19 protein-coding genes are annotated in these 20,196 nt (G+C 58.1%); 11 read left to right on the top strand and 8 right to left on the bottom strand.

Annotated elements, in window-relative coordinates; genetic code table 11:
- Window positions 1–37 precede the first annotated feature (37 nt).
- The 6 genes from MCRY_RS03550 to MCRY_RS03525 are packed head-to-tail and all read right to left on the bottom strand — an operon-like array spanning window position 38 to window position 4,555.
- A complete protein-coding gene (locus MCRY_RS03550; protein ID WP_085628094.1) occupies window positions 38–316 on the bottom strand; it encodes an HPr family phosphocarrier protein in 279 nt (92 codons plus the stop codon).
- 28 nt (window positions 317–344) lie between these two features.
- Window positions 345–746, bottom strand: coding sequence for a PTS sugar transporter subunit IIA (locus MCRY_RS03545; protein ID WP_085628093.1), 402 nt, complete (start codon window positions 744–746; stop codon window positions 345–347).
- A complete protein-coding gene (gene rapZ / locus MCRY_RS03540; RefSeq protein WP_085628092.1) occupies window positions 743–1,666 on the bottom strand; it encodes an RNase adapter RapZ in 924 nt (307 codons plus the stop codon). Before rapZ ends, MCRY_RS03545 begins: the two co-directional genes overlap by 4 nt.
- A gap of 29 nt (window positions 1,667–1,695) precedes the next feature.
- Window positions 1,696–2,127, bottom strand: coding sequence for an HPr kinase/phosphorylase (locus tag MCRY_RS03535; protein ID WP_085628091.1), 432 nt, complete (start codon window positions 2,125–2,127; stop codon window positions 1,696–1,698).
- 8 nt (window positions 2,128–2,135) lie between these two features.
- On the bottom strand, window positions 2,136–3,854 hold the full coding sequence (locus tag MCRY_RS03530) for an ATP-binding protein (RefSeq protein ID WP_085628090.1): 1,719 nt from the start codon (window positions 3,852–3,854) through the stop codon (window positions 2,136–2,138).
- Complete coding sequence (locus tag MCRY_RS03525) at window positions 3,851–4,555, bottom strand: response regulator transcription factor (RefSeq protein WP_085628089.1); 705 nt, start codon at window positions 4,553–4,555, stop codon at window positions 3,851–3,853. Before MCRY_RS03525 ends, MCRY_RS03530 begins: the two co-directional genes overlap by 4 nt.
- A 343-nt stretch (window positions 4,556–4,898) precedes the next feature.
- Here MCRY_RS03525 and MCRY_RS03520 point away from each other — a divergent pair, with 343 nt between their 5' ends.
- The 4 genes from MCRY_RS03520 (at window position 4,899) to MCRY_RS03505 (ending at window position 9,393) form a co-directional block, all read left to right on the top strand.
- Window positions 4,899–6,497 (top strand): phosphoenolpyruvate carboxykinase, encoded by a 1,599-nt coding sequence (locus MCRY_RS03520; protein ID WP_085628088.1) that lies wholly within the window; start codon window positions 4,899–4,901, stop codon window positions 6,495–6,497.
- Between the two features lie 217 nt (window positions 6,498–6,714).
- Complete coding sequence (locus tag MCRY_RS03515; RefSeq protein WP_085628087.1) at window positions 6,715–8,403, top strand: acyl-CoA dehydrogenase family protein; 1,689 nt, start codon at window positions 6,715–6,717, stop codon at window positions 8,401–8,403.
- Between the two features lie 143 nt (window positions 8,404–8,546).
- Complete coding sequence (locus MCRY_RS03510; protein ID WP_085628086.1) at window positions 8,547–8,882, top strand: carboxymuconolactone decarboxylase family protein; 336 nt, start codon at window positions 8,547–8,549, stop codon at window positions 8,880–8,882.
- Between the two features lie 79 nt (window positions 8,883–8,961).
- Window positions 8,962–9,393: an EF-hand domain-containing protein gene (locus MCRY_RS03505; RefSeq protein ID WP_085628166.1), complete on the top strand. Its 432-nt coding sequence runs from the start codon at window positions 8,962–8,964 to the stop codon at window positions 9,391–9,393.
- Between the two features lie 75 nt (window positions 9,394–9,468).
- On the opposite strand, the gene MCRY_RS03500 is transcribed toward MCRY_RS03505, so the two are convergent.
- Window positions 9,469–11,967: a GcvT family protein gene (locus tag MCRY_RS03500; protein WP_085628085.1), complete on the bottom strand. Its 2,499-nt coding sequence runs from the start codon at window positions 11,965–11,967 to the stop codon at window positions 9,469–9,471.
- A gap of 110 nt (window positions 11,968–12,077) precedes the next feature.
- On the bottom strand, window positions 12,078–12,455 hold the full coding sequence (locus MCRY_RS03495) for a hypothetical protein (RefSeq protein ID WP_138487758.1): 378 nt from the start codon (window positions 12,453–12,455) through the stop codon (window positions 12,078–12,080).
- Between the two features lie 361 nt (window positions 12,456–12,816).
- On the opposite strand from MCRY_RS03495, the gene MCRY_RS03490 reads away from it, so the two are divergent.
- From MCRY_RS03490 to rpe, 7 genes are all read left to right on the top strand, one after another.
- Window positions 12,817–13,863 carry a rod shape-determining protein gene (locus tag MCRY_RS03490; protein WP_085628165.1) on the top strand — a complete coding sequence of 349 codons (1,047 nt, stop codon included), beginning with the start codon at window positions 12,817–12,819 and terminating at the stop codon, window positions 13,861–13,863.
- A gap of 97 nt (window positions 13,864–13,960) precedes the next feature.
- Complete coding sequence (gene mreC / locus MCRY_RS03485; protein ID WP_085628083.1) at window positions 13,961–14,866, top strand: rod shape-determining protein MreC; 906 nt, start codon at window positions 13,961–13,963, stop codon at window positions 14,864–14,866.
- 29 nt (window positions 14,867–14,895) lie between these two features.
- A complete protein-coding gene (locus MCRY_RS03480) occupies window positions 14,896–15,402 on the top strand; it encodes a rod shape-determining protein MreD (RefSeq protein ID WP_238939696.1) in 507 nt (168 codons plus the stop codon).
- Window positions 15,399–17,342, top strand: coding sequence for a penicillin-binding protein 2 (gene mrdA, locus MCRY_RS03475; RefSeq protein WP_085628081.1), 1,944 nt, complete (start codon window positions 15,399–15,401; stop codon window positions 17,340–17,342). Before MCRY_RS03480 ends, mrdA begins: the two co-directional genes overlap by 4 nt.
- Window positions 17,339–18,478, top strand: a complete 1,140-nt coding sequence (rodA, locus tag MCRY_RS03470) for a rod shape-determining protein RodA (RefSeq protein WP_085628080.1) — start codon at window positions 17,339–17,341, stop codon at window positions 18,476–18,478. The genes mrdA and rodA overlap by 4 nt, the downstream gene beginning before the upstream one ends.
- 3 nt (window positions 18,479–18,481) lie before the next feature.
- The gene (locus MCRY_RS03465; RefSeq protein WP_085628079.1) at window positions 18,482–19,417 is read left to right on the top strand and encodes a 2-hydroxyacid dehydrogenase; all 936 of its coding nucleotides are present in this window, start codon (window positions 18,482–18,484) and stop codon (window positions 19,415–19,417) included.
- 30 nt (window positions 19,418–19,447) lie between these two features.
- Window positions 19,448–20,125 carry a ribulose-phosphate 3-epimerase gene (gene rpe / locus MCRY_RS03460; RefSeq protein ID WP_085628078.1) on the top strand — a complete coding sequence of 226 codons (678 nt, stop codon included), beginning with the start codon at window positions 19,448–19,450 and terminating at the stop codon, window positions 20,123–20,125.
- The last annotated feature ends 71 nt before the right edge of the window (window positions 20,126–20,196 follow it).

Below are 20,196 nucleotides of genomic sequence, written 5' to 3'. Positions count from 1 at the left end.
ATGTCCTGTTCCCAGCGGCTGTTGCTAACCCGATAGATCAGCAGCCCTCTCCAAAGCGGTCAGCCACCAGGGTCTCGATTGCGGTGGCAAGGGCCTCGGCATCCGGCCCGGACGTGAGTACCTCAATAGAGGTTCCTTTGGAGGCTGCCAACATCAAAAGCCCCATGATGCTGTCACCAGACGCGCTCATGCCATCCTTGCGCACCTCTGCAGAGGCATCGAACCCTTCAACAACTTCGACCAGTTTTGCCGACGCTCGTGCGTGCAAACCCTTTTCGTTTACGATTTTCAAAACGCGCTGCGCCGTGGCGGACATAGTGCCGGGCCTCCCTGAACCCTCGTGATCAAACGCTCTGATCCAGAGTTATGTCTTGGCTGTCAATGTATTTCCGCCCCGCATCCAATGCCGCGCGCACCGCTTCAGGCACGGATTTGTCGCGACTTTTGGCCAGTTTGATCAACATTGGCAAATTCGCGCCGTAGACGATCCTGCGATTTTCAGGCTGGCAAGCCCGCAAACTGAGGTTCGAGGGTGAACCGCCAAACATGTCTGTTACGATCACCACACCGCCGCCGGTATCAACCTCATCGGCAAGTGTACAAATCTCGTTTTGCTTAGCGTCCCGATTGTGATCCGCGTCGATCGAAACAGCGACCATACCGGGTTGATGGCCAACCACATGTTCAACCGCAGAAAGATACTCCTGCGCCAAACCACCGTGAGCCACAATCACGATCCCGATCACTCTTCCGTTCCTCCAAGACCCGACAACACAACGCCTCCGGCGGGTGCGATCCCCCGTCGAGCCAGTTCCTTGTGGCCAATTGACACCCGCCAGCCCTGCTCTGCAAGGGTTCGCGCAACACGTTCCGTTACGACAACCGATCTGTGTTGCCCCCCGGTGCATCCAATTCCGACCGAGACATGTGTCTTTCCCTCACGATCCACCTCAGGCAGTAAAAATGCCAGCAAATCGACGATCTTGTTCAGAAAAGGCGCGAGGCGGGCATCCGAAGCGACAAAACCTTGCACTGCTTCGTCCAATCCGGTTTTTTCCCGCAAACCCTGCTCCCAGTGCGGGTTCGCCAGAAAGCGGCAATCGAAAACCATGTCGACACCATGCGGGATGCCCCGCTTGAAGGAAAACGATTGCAAAGCGACCGAGAGACGTTGCGACGACGCATCAGCGAACCAGCCGTGCAGCTCCGCCTTGAGATCATGCGGCGACAAGTGCGATGTGTCGATCAGAATGTCCGCACGGTTTTCGACTGGTCGCAGCAAGTCGATTTCCCGCGCGATGCCAATCTCGGGTGTTTCGGCCTGCGCCATCGGATGGCGACGTCGTGTCTCGGAATAGCGGCGTAGAAGGATATCGGGGCGGCAATCAAGGTAGAGAAGCGTGGCATTACCATCGGTTTGACGAATGAGGTCTTGATGCAGGTCCAGCAAGCGGGCGAGTGAGAAGTCTCGGTTCCGCACGTCGATCCCAAGAGCAAGCGGATGTGACAGCGTTTCAGTTTCAAAGAGCCGTGGGATCATCCGAAACGGAATGTTGTCGATCGCCTCGAAACCCAGATCTTCCAATACATTGATCGCGGTGCTGCGTCCTGCGCCCGATGGACCGGTCACGAGAACCACACGCGTTGGATTGCCTTGGGATATCATGTCACTTCTCTGACCCAAACTCAGGGATTTCAATCGGCCCGCCCGGTGCCGCGTAGATATTGCAAAATCGCGGCAGGAAAATGCCGTGACTCCACATTGTGAAGCAATGGAAACGTTTTTGAGAGTGTCGTGATGGTGCGGTATGGCGGTAAACGCTCAGTTTCGGTCTGATCCATGTCCACGACCAGCGCGAGGATAGCGTCGGAAGCGTAGGGCGCATGCAGCAGTCCGACGCCGCGCGCCTCAATCAACCCCCGCAACGGTTCCGGGCAAGTCAACACCAGTTCAGACTCTAAGCTTGTCAGGATCACCTGATCATCAGCAACCAGCGTCGCGCCACGCGCCATCATCTCAAGCGCCAATGCAGATTTCCCACGACCGGATTCTCCGGTTATCAACACTGCTTTGGTTCCGACGGCCACGGACGTCGCATGCAGGATCAGTGTTTCCGGGTCAGGCATATCGGGGCCTAAAGCGGCAAACCGACAACAAAGCGTGCACCAAGTGGTTCCGAGGTTGCATCCGCCTCAGTGGGACGGATGTTTTCCGCCCAGATTACACCGCCATGCGCTTCGACGATCTGTTTCGAAATCGCCAGCCCAAGTCCCGAGTTGTTGCCGAAATCCGTTTCAGGACGCTGCGAGTAAAAGCGCTTGAAAATCTTGGTCAACGCCTCGTCAGGTATCCCAGGTCCAGTATCTTCGACCACGACCAAAACGCGGTTCTCGCGACGGCGCGCCCAGATGCGGATTGCATCACCATCTTCGCAAAAGCTGACCGCATTGGTGATCAGATTGACAAAAACCTGCGCCAGACGCGCCTCGAGGCCATGCACCATGATCGGACGATCCGGCAGGTCAGAGATAAACTCGATTCCACGGCGTTTTGCGTCTTCCCCAAGAAATTGAGACAGGTTCTTGAGCATGTCGAGAAGGTTGAATTCGGCCTCTTCTTCTTTGACCAGTTCGCTGTCCAACCGCGATGCGTTCGAAATGTCGCTGACAAGGCGGTCCAGTCGGCGCACATCGTGATCAATGACATCCAGCAGGCGTTCCACTTGATCAGGCCGCTTGGCCAGCCGCAACGTCCCGACAGCCGACCGGAGTGATGCCAAAGGGTTCTTGATTTCATGCGCGACATCCGCCGCGAATTGCTCGTTCGCGTCGATCCTGTCGTAAAGCGCAGCCACCATCCCTCGAAGTGCGCCGGACAATCGTCCGATTTCATCGGGGCGTGCGGTGAGGTCGGGAATGCGAATTCTGCCGGATGACACATTCCGGCGGTGGCGGTCACGCCCGACTTCAGCGGCGTCGGCAAGGTTTGAAATCGGGTTTGAAATCGTTGAGGCCAGAACAAGGCTTAGACCAATCGACACAAGCGTGGCGATCACGAACATCTGCAATACGCTTTCGCGCTCCAACCGGACTGCGGCGTCGATTTGCGGCGCAAAGCTGACCAGCGCGATGGTGCCAGCTACGCCGCTTTGCACTTCGATCGGGCTGAGCGCAGTAAAGATAGTTTCACCGTTCGGCCCTTCTGATCGTTCGATACGCGTCTGCGTTGGATCAGTTTCCTCGATCTGGCGTCGCAGGATATCTTCAAGCGTCAAGGGTTGCTGGCTGGTGTCTGTACGAAAGACCGCGGAAATGCTACTCCAGACCGTCAGCAGGAAATCAGAGATGACCGTTGGCTTCTCTGCAATGGATAGCCCGGCACTTTGTGCGGTTGCATCGGCGTTACCAACCAGAAACCGCGCAGCATCGAACACGAACACCTGCAAACCGGGCCGAATTTCGAGAGTGTCGAGTGTGTCCGCGACATTGACGCCTTCGCCCGTGCCAAGATTGACCGATTGGGCCTGCAACGCCTGCACTTCAAAGACATTGGCGATCAGTTCCGCCTCGACCCGGACAGCTTCGGCTTTTTGTTCTGCCAAAGTGTCGCGTGAGGAATTGAGGAAGAGAATGCCCGCAACAAGAAAGTTGAGGGCAACGAGGTTGAATGTAATGATCTTGCGGGTCAGCGGCGACCGGTTGAGGGAAAACAAACCACGCTTTTCGCGGATACTGCGCACTTCGGACTCGACTGTTTTGTCGGGGGCGACCCAGTCGTCCCCGAGCACCACATCCGCATCCTTGCGCCCGCCGTCCTTGCCGTGGGTCACACCCTCAACCAAAGCCATGGTCATTCTTCGTTGTAACGGTAACCGATCCCGTAAAGCGTTTCGATCGCCGAGAAATCATTGTCGACCATGCGCATCTTCTTGCGCAAACGCTTGATGTGACTGTCGATTGTACGGTCGTCGACATAGACTTGGTCGTCATAAGCGACATCCATCAGCTGATCGCGTGACTTCACAAAGCCGGGACGCTGCGCAAGCGCCTGTAGCAAAAGGAATTCTGTCACCGTCAGCGACACATCCAGCCCTTTCCACGACACCGAGTGCCGCAGCGGGTCCATGCTCAGGTTGCCGCGCACCATCAGTTTTGTCTCTTCGACCTCGACACCGCTGGCGTCACCCGAAATGGCATCCTGACGACGCAGAAGCGCGCGAATCCGCTCGACAAGTAGACGTTGCGAAAACGGCTTCTTGACGTAGTCGTCCGCGCCCATGCGAAGCCCCAGAACCTCGTCAATCTCGTCGTCCTTGGAGGTGAGAAAGATCACCGGCATCTTTGATTTCTGGCGCACCCGCTGAAGCAGGTCCATGCCGTCCATCCGCGGCATCTTGATATCGAAGACAGCCATGTCCGGCATCTTCTTGTTGAACGCGTCCAACGCGGCCTGTCCGTCGTTGTAGGTCTCGACTTCGAAACCCTCGGCTTCGAGTGTGATCGCGACCGATGTCAGGATATTCCTGTCATCGTCCACAAGGGCGATTTTCGACATGGAGTGTGTTCCTTGTACTGCTCTCAATTATGTTTTTTCCGCCATTATGTGTCTTTTTTCCGTTTGCGCCAACTCATATTTGCGAATCACTCAGAAGCGACGGTCATATTGAGACGGAAAATCCCTTACGGATGGCTAATTTGCATCACACCGCTCGGCGGAGAGCGGCCATGGTTGCGCTAAACCCGTATTGGTTGCGCTAACTGCGTGATTGCGTCCTGTTCAGATTTGGAAACGACATGCTAAGAGGCAGTCATCTCCGGCGCACCGCCGTGAGTGGGACGCGCACTCTTCGTCCCTCTTCAATACCGCCGCAACGAGCGCGGCTACAGGAGCTTGGCAAATGACATTTGGACGGGTGAACCCGGAATTCCGGCTGGAAGATCAACAGATCAACGGGCTTGGTAATGTCTATTACAACCTCACAGAGCCTGCACTGATCGAAGCGGCGCTGAAACGCGGCGAGGGCACGCTGGGCAATGGTGGGGCGTTCCTTGTCACCACCGGCAAATTCACCGGGCGGTCCCCCAAGGACAAGCACGTCGTCAAGACCGACAGCGTGACCGACACGATCTGGTGGGAAAACAACGCGCCCATGTCACCCGAAGGTTTCGACGCGCTGTACGCAGACATGCTCGAACACATGAAGGGCCGCGAATATTTCGTGCAGGACCTTGTTGGCGGTGCGGACCCCAAGCATTCGATCGACGTGCGCTTCGTGCAGGAACTCGCTTGGCACAACCTCTTCATCCGCCACATGATGCGCCGCCCCGAGCGCGAAGACCTCGACACGTTCACAGCCGATTTCACGGTGATCAACTGCCCCTCGTTCAAAGCTGACCCCAAGAAGCACAATTGCCGGTCCGAAACCGTGATCGCAATGAACTTCGACCGGAAGCTTATCCTGATCGGCGGCACCGAATATGCAGGCGAGAACAAGAAATCCATCTTCTCATTGCTGAACTACCTGCTGCCGGAAAAGGGCATCATGCCGATGCACTGCTCTGCCAACCATGCGGTAGGCAACCCGGTGGACACCGCGATCTTCTTCGGCCTGTCCGGCACCGGCAAAACCACGCTCTCCGCTGATCCGAACCGTGTTCTGATTGGTGACGATGAACACGGCTGGTCGGATCGGGGCACCTTCAACTTCGAAGGCGGCTGTTACGCCAAGACGATCAACCTGTCCTCCGAGGCAGAGCCCGAGATATACGCCACGACCACCAAATTCGGCACCGTCATCGAAAACATGGTTTTCGATCCCGAAACCTTCGAGCTTGATTTCAAAGACGACAGTCTGACCGCAAACATGCGGTGCGCCTACCCGCTCGAGTATATCTCGAACGCGTCGGAAAGTGCCCTTGGCGGCCACCCTAAGAACATCATTATGCTGACTTGCGATGCGTTCGGTGTTCTGCCCCCGATCGCTCGTCTCACCCCGGCGCAAGCGATGTACCACTTCCTGTCGGGCTTCACCTCCAAAGTGGCCGGGACAGAGCGTGGCGTGACCGAGCCGGAACCCACCTTCTCGACCTGCTTCGGCGCACCATTCATGCCGCGCCGTCCTGAGGTCTACGGCAACCTGCTGCGTGAAAAGATTGCGTCGCATGGCGCGACCTGTTGGTTGGTGAACACAGGCTGGACGGGAGGCGCCTACGGCTCTGGTCAGCGGATGCCGATCAAGGCGACCCGTGCGCTTCTGACCGCAGCCCTCGATGGTAGCCTCGCCGAGGCCGAATTCCGCAAGGACCCCAACTTCGGCTTCGAAGTGCCGGTCAAGGTAGAAGGCGTGCCAGACATGCTGCTCGACCCGCGCCGCACTTGGAATGACAAGGAAGCCTACGATGCGCAGGCCGAAAAGCTTGTTCAGATGTTTGCCGACAACTTTGCACAATACGTCCCTTATATCGACGATGATGTGAAAGCCGCCGCCATCGGCTAAGGCACCTGCGTCGAAAGGCGCTTGGAAACACAGGGGCGAGCGCACCATAATCAGGTGCACTCGCCCTTTCTTGTTTCTGCACATGCATTCGGCTTAGTGCCGCATAGCAGCAATTCAACACGAAAGATTGAAACAAATTTAGGGTTAAATAGGTATTTTTGTTGCGCTGCACCTGCAAAGTAGATATCCAGCGGCAAAGCTGAAAAGGACACGATTCATGGCCCATGACGGACAAGACCTGACCCTGACCACCGAAACGATCCTGCCCGACCTTCTCACTCTGACAGGCGCGGCGATTGAACCGGCAAACGCAATCCTTGAGATGGCAAATGCCCGCGTGCGCGACATGGTCCAATCTGACGGCCGCGTGTCCGGTGCCCTGATCGAAGAAAACCAGACCGCAGCGCACGGGTTTGCGTGGCTTGCAACCTACGTGGAATCGCTGCGCCAGATGCAGGGCTGGGCCGAACGGCTGTCCGCGGAAGGCAAATTCGGCGAGGTCGAACAATTGATCCACCAGATCGCCTTTGGTGAATACCTCTGGCAGATCTATGGCGGGATCCAGATGAACCAGGGTGAAATCGTCCGGCTTCAGGACATCGGCTTGGGCCAGGACGACATGCGCGTTCTGATGACGCCCGAAGTGATGCAATTGACCCAAAGTGGCAACACCCAAGCTGCCCGCGTCCGCCTTGTGGAGCTCATGCAGGAACGCAGTGCAGAACTGACAGTCGGCGCCTGCGGACTTGACGACGAACTTGAGATGATCCGCGAACAGTTCCGCCGCTTCTCGCTGGACAAGGTGGAACCCTACGCCCACGAATGGCATCTCAAGGATGAGCTCATCCCGATGGAGATCATCGACGAATTGGCCGAAATGGGTGTCTTTGGTCTTACCATACCCGAAGAACATGGTGGTTTTGGCCTCACCAAGAACTCCATGTGTGTCGTTTCCGAAGAGCTGTCACGCGGCTATATCGGCGTCGGTTCCCTCGGCACAAGGTCCGAGATTGCGGCAGAACTGGTGATCGCGGGCGGCACTGACGAGCAAAAGGCGAAGTGGCTGCCCGGCCTTGCCTCGGGCGAGATTCTACCGACAGCCGTATTCACCGAACCGAATACAGGCTCCGATCTTGGCGCGCTGCGCACCAAGGCAGTGAAAGACGAAAATGGCGATTGGGTCATCAACGGCAACAAGACGTGGATCACCCATGCCGCCCGGACTCATGTGATGACCGTTCTGGCCCGCACTGTTCCGGACACTACGGACTACAAGGGACTGTCCATGTTCCTTGCCGAAAAGACCCCCGGCACCGACGAAGCGCCTTGGCAAGACCCCGGCATTTCGGGTGGCGAGATTGAAGTCCTCGGCTATCGCGGGATGAAGGAATACACGCTCAATTTCGATGACTTCAAAGTCAAGGGCGAGAACCTCTTGGGCATGGAAGAAGGCAAAGGCTTCAAGCAGTTGATGGAGACGTTTGAATCGGCTCGCATCCAGACCGCCGCCCGCGCCATCGGCGTCGCGCAATCCGCACTCGACGAAGGCATGAAATACGCGCAGGATCGCAAGCAGTTCGGCAAGTCGCTGATCAACTTCCCACGTGTCGCGTCAAAGCTGGCCATGATGGCGGTCGAAATCATGATTGCTCGTCAGCTCACCTACTTCTCTGCGCGCGAAAAGGACGAAGGTCGTCGCTGTGACCTCGAAGCAGGTATGGCCAAGCTGCTTGGTGCCCGTGTTGCATGGGCAGCCGCCGACAACGCACTGCAGATCCACGGCGGCAACGGCTTTGCGCTCGAATACAAAATCAGCCGTATCCTGTGTGACGCACGTATCCTGAATATCTTTGAGGGGGCGGCCGAAATTCAAGCGCAGGTCATCGCGCGGCGTCTGCTGGGCTGATTGGCCTCAAGTCGAAAACTATGGAAAGGCCGGGCGATATGCCCGGCCTTCTTTTTTGTCGGACACGTCCTCTCCTGATCTGCATCAAAGACTGGAGCGCATCGGAATGCTCTTGCAAAACAAATACATCGCAGGAGCACGATATGAGCTGGAAAACCAAACTCAACGACACCAAGACGCAGTTGAAATCCCTCAACGCCGCGATTCCGGACACAACCGCTGCCTTTGGTGCCTTGGGCAAAACGGTCAAAAAAGACGCCGCTCTCACCTTCAAGGAAAAGGAATACGTGGCCCTTGGGATCGCCGTTGCTACGCGCTGCGAGCCTTGCATCCTGTTCCACACAGAAGCGCTGGTCCGCTTGGGCGCGACTCGCGAAGAGGTCTCTGACGTGCTTGCCACCTGTATCCAGATGGGCGGCGGACCCGGCCTGATGTACGCGGGCAAAGCGTTGGATGTCTTCGACGAACTCGCCGCCTGAGCCTGCGACACTTTGGGGGGATGCAGACCCGGTTCACTGTCCATACATATTCCAAATAATTAATATGTATGAGGTCATCATGTCAAAATCCCCTATCCTCCTTGCCTTGCTGTTCGCAGCGACAACCGCAACCGCCCAACAAGGTGTCCCCGGTGGGCATTTCGTCGAAAACTGGGATCTGGACGGTGACGGTCAGGTCACTTTGGCCGAAGCCACAGAACGGCGCGGTGACGTGTTCATGACCTTTGATGCCGATGAAAACGGCATGCTCACTAGCGAAGAGCACGACCTCTTTGACGAAGCCCGCGCGATGGACATGGCCGAAAACGGCGAAGGCCACGGCACCGGAAAACGCAATCCTGCCAATGGCATGCTGCGCGAAGTGACGGACGCCAATGGCGATGGAAACGTCACACGCGAAGAATTCCTGAATGCCGTCCCCGCGTGGTTCGCAGGTATGGACCGCAATGGCGACAACGTGGTCACCACTGCAGATTTCGGCCGGGGCTAAAACACCGCGCCCGACAGAGGCGTTTTTTCGTCCACGGAAAAACCGGACGCGTTAACGCGTCCGGTTTCGCCCAAATCAGCCGTCGATACGTATGACTTCGTTCTTGGGATCATAGGGGCTGTCCTCGACCACTTCGGCCGTCCAAAGCTGGTCGAACATCTTGACCTGCAATTTTGTCCCCGGCACCGCCAGTTCAGGCTTCACATAGGCCAGACCAATGGATTTCCCGAACGCCACTGAATAACCGCCTGAAGTCAGACGCCCAACGCGGGTCTCCCCGTGGTACAGCGCCTCACGGCCCCACGGATCGGCATCCTCGGGCCCGTTGATCAGAAGTGTGCAGCACTTGGAGCGCACGCCTGTGGCCACCATGGCCTCTTTGCCGTTGAAGTCTTTGTCGAGATCCACAAAGCGCGGCAGATCAGCTTCCAGCGGTGTCGCATCACGGCCAAGCTCGTTTCCGAATGCACGATAAGACTTCTCTTGACGCAGCCAGTTCTGTGCCCGTGCACCCACCAGCTTCATGTCATGCTTGGCACCCGCCGCCATCAACTGATCCCAAAGGTAATTCTGCATCTCGATCGGATGATGCAATTCCCAACCCAATTCACCGGTATAAGCCACGCGGATTGCCCGCACCGGGCACATACCCAGTTCGATGTCACGGCAAGTCAGCCACGGGAACCGCTTGTTGCCCAGAACGGTCGCCGGATCCGCATCTTTGACGATTTCCTTCAGAACATCGCGCGACTTCGGCCCAGCGATGGCAAAGACACCCCACTGAGTGGTCACATCCTGGATTTCAATATATCCGAATTCGCCTGCCTTGTCCTCGGCTGCCTTGCGCAGGTAATCCGAGTCATAAGCAGTCCAGGCACCAGCAGAGACAAGATAGTATTCATGCTCAGCCAGTCGGACGATGGTGTATTCCGTTCGCGTCGTACCATTCGAGGTCAGCGCATAGGTTAGGTTGATGCGGCCAACCTTCGGCAGCTTGTTACAGGTGAACCAGTCAAGGAACTCGGTCGCGCCCGGCCCTTTGACCACATGCTTGGTAAAGGCCGTCGCGTCGATCAGGCCGACGCCTTCGCGCACCGCCTTCGCTTCCTCAACCGCGTATTGCCACCAGCCACCGCGCCGGAAAGAGCGAGCGTCGTGGTCAAAATTGTCGTCCGCATCCAAAGGCCCGTAATAGTTCGGACGCTCCCACCCGTTCACGTGACCAAACTGCGCGCCCAGCGCCTTTTGCCGATCGTACACCGGGGCTGTCCGCAAAGGCCGGCAGGCAGGACGCTCTTCATCCAGATGGTGCAGGATGTAGACGTGCTCATACGCCTCTTCGTTCTTGCGCGCAGCGTATTCGGTGGTCATCCACGACCCGTACCGCTTGGGATCAAGCGACGCCATGTCGATCGCGGCCTCTCCCTCGACCATCAACTGGGCAAGGTAGTACCCGGTGCCGCCCGCCGCCGTGATCCCGAACGAAAACCCTTCCGCCAGCCACATGTTGCGCAGACCCGGAGCCGGACCGACCAGAGGGTTGCCATCGGGAGTATAGCAAATCGGCCCGTTGAAATCGTCCTTGAGGCCTACCGTTTCCGACGACGGAATACGGTGGATCATGCTCATATATTCTTCTTCGATCCGCTCAAGATCCAGCGGGAAGAGGTCAGCGCGGAAACTGTCCGGCACACCGTATTCAAAACGCGCGGGCGCGTTACGCTCATAAGGGCCCAGAATCCAACCACCACGTTCTTCACGCACGTACCACTTGGCGTCCGCATCGCGCAGCACCGGGTGTTCGCCGTTTTCCTTGCGCCACTCAACCAGCGCCGGATCAGGTTCCGTCACGATGAACTGGTGTTCTACAGGAATGGCGGGGATCTTCAGACCCAACAGCTTGGCAGTCCGCTGCGGGTGGTTGCCCGTCGCGGTCACGACATGTTCGGCATGGATGATGATCTGCTCGTCAGACGGCACAAGGTTGCCACCTTTTTCCACCATCTTGGTGCAGGTCACGTCCCAATGATCACCGGTCCAGTGAAAGGCGTCCGCTTGCCACTTGCGCTCAATCGTCACCCCACGCTGGCGCGCACCTTTGGCCATCGCCATCGTCACATCCGCTGGATTGATGTAGCCATCAGTCGGATGATAAATCGCGCCAACCAGATCATCGCAAGTCACCAGCGGATAGCGCTCTTTGATCTGCGAGGGCTTGAGCCACTCATACGGCACACCGCAAGTTTCAGCCGTTGTCGCGTAAACCATGTATTCGTCCATGCGTTCGCGCGTTTGCGCCATGCGCAGGTTGCCGACTACCGAAAAACCGGCATTGAGCCCGGTCTCTTCCTCAAGCGTCTTGTAATACTTGATGGAGTAGTCGTGGATATGGGTCGTTGCATAGGACATGTTGAAATAGGGCAAGAGTCCCGCCGCATGCCAAGTCGAACCGGACGTCAATTCGTCCCGTTCGAGCAGCATCACGTCGTCCCAGCCCGCTCGGGCCAGATGGTAGGCGATCGAGGTGCCGACAGCGCCGCCACCGACAACCAAAGCTTTGACATGCGTCTTCATGGGTCTTCACTCCAAGGTGTTTGACCCCGTCATTACCTATGTGCCGCGCGCCACGCCAAACTCAGCCGACACGTTGCGGCTGGAAAACGACGCGCTGTCATTTCGCGACCTCAGCGCAGAACCCGAGCACGTGGGTAAAGCGACGATTCCGGGGCGAAGCCCACGCGCGTCGATGCAAGGATCAAGGAGGCTTGGAGCGGATCAACCGCGCCGGATATCGCGTCCGATGGCTCAAGGCCTGCGTCGGGCAGAGATATGCCAACCTTGGCCAGCAGACCTGTCTCCTCGACAATCTCTAATCCGCGCAATGCACCGCCCTTGACCGTCTCTGCCACTGCGAACACGATCGCTGCTTCTGCGCCGTACCTGTCGATGACCGACAGTTTGTACTCCTCAAAGGAGTATTGATAATCGGCTTCCTTGGCCTGTCTGGTGTAATCCCAGATCCCAACCACGAGGCTCAAGCTGGCGGCGTAAAAGCACAGCATGAAAACACTTTTAAACAGTTTACCAATCATAAAAACCCCGAGCAGACTTGCGGCCATTCTGGGTCGGAATAGCGGTATCAATGCGTTTCAATCGTGAAAATTCTTGGGCGATGTCCCTGCAATTGTTTCCAGGCCATCAACAGTCTTCAATGTCCCGGCACATCGTTAACAAATGGGCAGCGAGTGCAGTTCTGCCTGCAATATTCCGCCGCCTGGTGGTTAACCTTGCCCATGTGGCAGATTCACGCTGGCGAAGCGCGTTCTGGCCCTTTCGCCCCCGTGCATCCACACCTATAAGACCCTCGGCTTGCGACCCACAGAGTCGCAGGCCTAAGAGTTATTGGCGCGGGGCAAATCGCAGATGTTTGGACTGGACAAACTGTTGGGCATGTTTTCGTCGGACATGGCCATCGACCTTGGGACAGCGAATACGCTTGTCTACGTCAAGGGACGCGGAGTCGTCCTGTCCGAACCTTCGGTGGTCGCGTACCACATCAAGGACGGACAGAAGAAAGTGCTCGCCGTGGGTGAAGATGCCAAGCTGATGCTGGGCCGGACACCGGGCAGCATCGAGGCGATCCGCCCAATGCGCGAAGGGGTCATCGCTGACTTCGACGTGGCCGAAGAAATGATCAAGCACTTCATTCGCAAGGTTCACAAGCGCTCGACCTTCTCCAAACCCAAGATCATCGTTTGCGTCCCCCATGGCGCGACACCTGTCGAAAAGCGTGCGATCCGTCAGTCCGTTCTGTCGGCAGGCGCACGTAAGGCTGGTCTGATTGCCGAACCCATCGCCGCCGCCATCGGTGCCGGAATGCCGATCACCGATCCGACCGGCAACATGGTCGTCGACATCGGAGGCGGGACAACCGAAGTCGCGGTCCTGTCACTGGGTGACATCGTCTACGCCCGGTCCGTCCGTGTCGGTGGTGACCGTATGGACGAAGCGATCATCAACTACCTGCGCCGCCAGCAAAACCTTCTGGTCGGCGAATCGACTGCCGAACGGATCAAGACGTCCATTGGAACAGCCCGTATGCCAGATGACGGGCGTGGCACGTCCATGATGATTCGGGGTCGCGATCTGTTGAACGGTGTCCCAAAGGAAACCGAAATCAGCCAAGCGCAGGTCGCAGAGGCACTGTCGGAGCCCGTACAGGCAATCTGCGAAGCGGTGATGACCGCATTGGAAGCCACACCTCCAGACCTTGCAGCCGACATCGTCGACCGTGGTGTGATGCTGACGGGCGGCGGCGCATTGCTCGGGGATCTTGATCTTGCTCTGCGCGAACAGACCGGTCTGGCTGTGTCGATTGCCGATGAAAGCCTGAACTGTGTGGCCCTCGGCACCGGCAAGGCGCTGGAATACGAAAAACAACTGCGCCACGCAATTGACTACGACAGCTGATCTGACCACCCAATTGTCCCAGTGTATGGTAAGAGTGCGCGCAACCTGATCCGAAAACCGGTTCCCTTTTTTCGGGTTGCGCTTGGAAAGGGAAATTTTGGCGAAAAACGGCACCAATAGCGAAGACTACACAACCCCGCTGCGGAGGCTTCTGCTCGCGGTTGTTATCCTATGCCTGCTTGGCCTGTTTTTCATCTGGCGGATCGACAGCCCGCGTGTCGAGCGATTCCGCGCGGCGGTGATCGACACGGTCATTCCCAGCTTTGATTGGGCGATGGCCCCAGTCACAGCAACTGTGAACATCGTCCGCGATTTCCGCAGCTATCAGCGTATCTACGAACAGAACCAGGAACTCCGGCGCGAACTGCGCCAGATGACCGCCTGGAAAGAGGCCGCCCTTCAGCTCGAACAGGAAAACGCCAAACTGCGTGACCTGAACAACGTGCGTCTTGACCCCCGTCTGACCTATATCACCGGCGTGGTGCTGGCGGATTCCGGCTCTCCTTTCCGCCAATCCGTTTTGATCAATGTCGGCTCGCGCGATGGGATTGTTGACGGTTGGGCAACAATGGATGGCACCGGTCTTGTCGGACGCATCTCTGGCGTCGGCCCGAACACCAGCCGTGTGATTATGCTCACCGACGCGACCAGCCGCATCCCGGCGACAATCCAACCCTCCGGCCAGCGCGCGCTGATCGTCGGCGACAACACGTCTGCGCCACCCATCGACTTTCTTGAAAACCCCGATCAAGTCCGCCCCGGTGACCGTATCGTCACCTCTGGGGATGGTGATGTATTTCCACCGGGCCTGTTGATCGGACAAGTCGCCCAAGACCCCGGAGGTCGCCTGCGCACCCGCCTTGCCGCGGATTATGAACGGCTCGAATTCCTGCGCGTTCTGCGTGACCATGGTGCACGCCGCGTGTCCAACCCCTCGGCGCTGATCCTGCCTGAAACACCTCCCGGCGCAACCGATGCCGCCGCAGCTGAGCCCGAGCAGTAATGGATTCCGGGGCTCTGCAAATTTGGGGTATGCGTCTGCTTTTCGTTCTGCTGACGCTGCTAATCCTATTTTTCCACCTCCTGCCGCTCAACCCAGCGCCCAGTCAATGGGCCAGCCCAGACTTGTTGGTGGCGATGGTGTTTGCCTGGGCCGTGCGCCGCCCCGAATACGTGCCAATCCTTTTGGTGACAGGTGTGATGCTGCTGGCCGACATGATGCTGCAACGCCCACCGGGCCTGTGGTCGGTTCTGGTGGTGTGCGCCACCGAATGGCTCAAATCCCGCGAACGGCGGCAACGGGAAACAACATTTTTTCTTGAATGGCTGACCTTCGCGGGTACCCTGATTGTGATCACGATCCTCTATCGCGCGGTCATGATGGTCCTTATCCTTGCACCCGGAGCGCTCATGCTGAGCTTCGTGCAAGTCATGATGACGATTGCCATCTACCCAGCGGTCGTGGGCGTGTCCTATTTCATCTTCGGAGTGCGGCGATCCGCACCCGGAGACATGGATCGGTTGGGGCGAACGCTATGAGACGAGCGCCAAAAGACACCGCGGAAAGCGTCCGCAAGATCTCGCGTCGGGGGCTGTTCCTTGGCGGCGTGCAGCTGGCCTTTGCCGGTGCCTTGGGATTGCGGATGCAACACCTGCAAGTCGACCAAGCCGATGAGTTCCGGCTCCTCGCCGAAGAAAACAGAATCAACATTCGCCTGATTCCCCCAACCCGTGGCCAGATCTTTGACCGCAACGGGATCATCATCGCCGGCAATGAGCCGTCATACCGTATTACGATGGTCAAGGAAGATGCCGGCAATGTCGACGAGGTGATCACCCGTCTTTCCGCGCTTGTCGAACTCGACGAGGATGAACTCAACCGCGCGCTCACTGAAATGCAACGCAGCGCGCCGTTCCTTCCCGTGACCGTCGCCGAACGCGTCACATGGGACGACATCAGCCGCGTTGCCGTCAACGCGCCTGCCCTGCCCGGCGTCACGCCCGAGGTGGGTCTGTCGCGCAGTTACCCCCGTCGTGGCGATTTTGCCCATGTGGTTGGCTATGTTGGCCCGGTCAGCGAACGCGATTTGGCCCGCTATGAAATCCCCGACCCTGTGCTGCGCATCCCGCGCTTCCAGATCGGCAAAGTGGGTATCGAGGCACGCCACGAAGAAGTCCTGCGCGGACGCGCCGGTGCCAAACGGGTCGAGGTGAACGCCGTTGGCCGCGTGATGCGCGAATTGGACCGCCGCGAAGGCACGCCGGGTGCAGATATGCAATTGACGGTCGATACCAAGTTGCAAAGCTACATCAACGCGCGCTTAGGTGAGGAAAGCGCGTCAGTCGTCGTAATGGACGTCACCAATGGTGACCTCCTCGGCATCGCCTCGTCACCCTCCTACGACCCCAACAAGTTTGTGCGCGGTATTTCAGTCTCTGATTTCGGCGAACTGCGTGAGAACGACCACCGCCCACTGGCATCGAAAACCGTGCAAGACGCATATCCTCCGGGCTCGACCTTCAAAATGGTTACCGTTTTGGCGGCATTGGATGCAGGCGTGGTCGCCCCCGACGAAACGGTCTGGTGCCCCGGCCACATGGAAGTCGCAGGTCGCAGGTTCCATTGCTGGAAACGCGCGGGACACGGCCACATGAACCTTGAGCAATCGCTTCGCGAAAGCTGTGACGTCTATTATTACGATCTCGCGCTCAAGGTTGGGATCGAACGCATTGCGGAAACTGCACGCCGTCTTGGTCTGGGCGAAGCATTCAGCATCGGCATGTCAGCCGTGACCGAAGGGCTTGTGCCGAACAAGGAATGGAAAGAACGGGAACGCGGGTCTGGCTGGGTCATCGGCGACACTGTCAACGCGTCGATCGGGCAAGGCTTTGTGCTCAGCTCACCCTTGCAACTTGCCGTGATGACAGCCCGACTTGCGACCGGAAAAGAGGTCACACCCCGTCTTGTCCGCCGGATCGGCGATACAGAAACCGTCGAAGGCGTCGGGAATGATCTTGGGTTCAATGAAAACCATCTGCGCCAGATCAGGCGCGCCATGTTTGCGGTCAGCAACAACCGACGGGGCACCGCCTACGGCTCGCGCATTATCGACGAAACCTTCCGCATGGCTGGCAAAACCGGGACAAGCCAGGTGCGCAACATCACCGCCGCAGAACGTGCACGCGGTGTGACCCGCAACGAAGACCTGCCTTGGAACCGGCGGGACCACGCGCTGTTCGTCAATTACGCGCCGTACGAAGCTCCCAAGATCGCCGTGTCGGTCGTGGTCGAACATGGCGGCGGCGGGTCGGCAGCAGCCGCGCCCATAGCCCGCGACGTGACACTGCAAGCGCTCTATGGCAACGACCCACCGCTTGACGCTTACCCGTCCAAGGACCGCGAACGCATCCGATCTCAACAGGAACGCCTGCAACAGGTTCTGCGCGAGAACGACCCGGATGGCCGGAGCCGCGCATGAGTTATCTTGAATATACCGTCAAGACCGTCCCTGCCGGATGGCGCAAGATGCTGTTCATCAACTGGCCGCTGGTGATTCTGCTAACCGCCATTGCCGGTGTCGGCCTCTTGATGCTCTATTCTGTGGCGGGCGGGTCGATGAGCCCGTGGGCCGAACCACAGATGAAGCGGTACGCGCTTGGTTTGGCCGTCATGTTCATCGTCGCGATGGTTCCGATCTGGTTCTGGCGCAACATGTCCGTAATGGCCTACCTTGTCGCACTTGCGCTATTGGTTGCTGTCGAATTCTTCGGCACAGTCGGCATGGGAGCACAGCGCTGGATCAACCTTGGCTTTATGCGCTTGCAGCCGTCCGAGCTGATGAAGATCGCCATGGTGATGGTCCTTGCGGCCTATTACGATTGGCTGCCGATCAAGAAGACCTCGCATCCGTTCTGGGTGCTGGTCCCGGTATTTATCATTCTGCTGCCGACTTTTCTTGTTCTGACACAACCTGACCTTGGCACAGCCATTCTGCTTGTCGCAGGCGGTGGGCTGATGATGTTCCTCGCTGGCGTGCACTGGGCCTATTTCGCCACTGTCATCGCGGCCGGCATCGGGGGAATTTATACGGTGTTCCTCAGCCGAGGCACTGAATGGCAGTTGCTTAAGGACTACCAGTTCCGACGCATCGACACCTTCCTCGACCCGTCCTCCGACCCTCTGGGCGCAGGCTATCATATCACGCAGGCCAAGATCGCGATGGGCTCGGGTGGCTGGACAGGGCGCGGCTTTATGCAAGGCACGCAATCGCGGCTGAACTTCCTGCCGGAAAAGCACACCGACTTCATCTTCAACACCCTCGCTGAAGAGTTCGGCTTTATCGGCGGCATTTCACTGCTGATCCTTTACGTGCTGATCCTCGTCTTCTGCATCGTCTCAGCGTTGCAAAACCGCGACCGATATTCATCGCTGCTCATCCTCGGAATCGGCGTGACCTTCTTCCTGTTCTTTGCCGTCAACATGTCGATGGTCATGGGCCTGGCCCCGGTCGTCGGCGTGCCGCTGCCACTGGTGAGTTATGGCGGGTCAGCCATGTTGGTCTTGATGCTCGCGTTCGGCTTGGTACAGAGCGCACATATCCACCGACCGAGGTAAGCCATGCCGATCAATGTCCTCTTCGCCGCCCACGAAAAACGCTGGGCGCAATACGAAGCCCCTTTGCGAACCGCACTGGATGCGATTGGCGTGGACTATACGTTGGCTATCGAACTTCCCCCGGCAGATGTCGACTATATCGTCTACGCGCCAAGTTCCCCTGTGCAGGACTTCACGCCTTACACACGTCTTAAAGCGGTCCTGAATCTCTGGGCAGGGGTCGAGGACGCCGTTGGCAACCCGACCCTCAAAGTGCCCTATGCCCGCATGGTCGATGACGAGGGCCTGACCCAAGGCATGGTCGAATGGGTCACAGGCCATACCCTGCGGCACCATCTTGGAATGGATGCGCATATCGTGAACCCAAACCATTCATGGGTGCCCGATGCGCCGCCCGTTTCGGCGGATCGCCCAGTCGGCATCCTCGGGTTGGGCGAGCTTGGCAGCGCCTGCGGTCAGGCCATTGCACGGCTTGGGTTTCCGGTCAGCGGCTGGGCACGCAGCCAAAAGCAGATCGACGGCATCACATGCCACACCGGCACCGATGGATTAAACACAATCCTGCGTCAGTCGCAGATCCTGATCCTGCTGCTGCCCAGCACCGCAGCCACCGAAAACACGCTCAACGCCGAAACACTGGCGATGCTGCCCAAGGGCGCGTTCATCATCAATCCGGGACGCGGGCTGTTGATCGACGATGACGCCCTTCTTGCCGCGCTCGACAGCGGCCAGATCGGCCATGCCACGCTTGACGTGTTTCGCGTTGAACCCTTGCCGCAGGATCACCCTTTCTGGGGACACCCGAAAGTCACGGTCACGCCGCATATCGCATCCGAAACCCGCGCGCCGAGCGCGTCGCGTGCAATAGCCGAGAATATCCGCCGCGGCGAAGCAGGTGAGCCGTTCTTGTATCTTGTGGATCGGGACGCCGGGTACTAAGCCCTGCGCAACTTGTCAGGAGCTGCCGCCATGAAATTTGACCGTTCGGTAAAAATCGCCCCGTCCATCCTCTCTGCGGATTTCGCCAATTTCGGCGCCGAGATCCAAGCGGTCGAGGCACAGGGCGCTGACTGGATTCACGTCGATGTCATGGACGGGCATTTCGTACCCAACATCACTTTCGGCCCCGCCACCTGCGCCGCGATCCGCCCACATATCAAGACGGTGATGGACGTTCACTTGATGATCGCACCCGTCGACCCCTACATTCAGGCTTTCGCAGATGCCGGTGCCGACGTGATCACCGCCCATGTCGAAGCCGGGCCACACATTCACCGCACGCTTCAGGCGATCCGCGCCACGGGTGCAAAGGCAGGATTGGCCTTGAACCCCGGCACTCCAGCCGAAGTGGCCGCCCCACTGCTCGACATGGTCGATCTGATCTGCGTGATGACGGTGAACCCCGGCTTTGGCGGTCAAAAGTTCATCCATTCCTGCGTTCAGAAAGTCACCGAACTGCGCGAGATGATCGGCGACCGCGAGGTTCACATTGAGATTGATGGCGGCGTTGACCCCTCCACCGCGCCCTTGGTTATTGCCGCAGGTGCCGACGTTCTGGTTGCAGGCTCTGCCGTATTCAAAGGCGGGTCGGTCCAGAACCCCGTGCCCTACGGCGAAAACATCCGCGCGATCCGCGCGTCGGTGTAGTTCTCCCGCTTAGACACCATTCGCACGCAGCACATAGACCTGTGACAACCTTTGTTTGAAATCACATTCTG

This window comes from Marivita cryptomonadis (assembly GCF_002115725.1).
GTDB lineage: Bacteria > Pseudomonadota > Alphaproteobacteria > Rhodobacterales > Rhodobacteraceae > Marivita > Marivita cryptomonadis.
The sequence above is the reverse complement of the archived record's forward strand: the minus strand, read 5'-3'. Positions and strand labels throughout refer to the sequence as shown.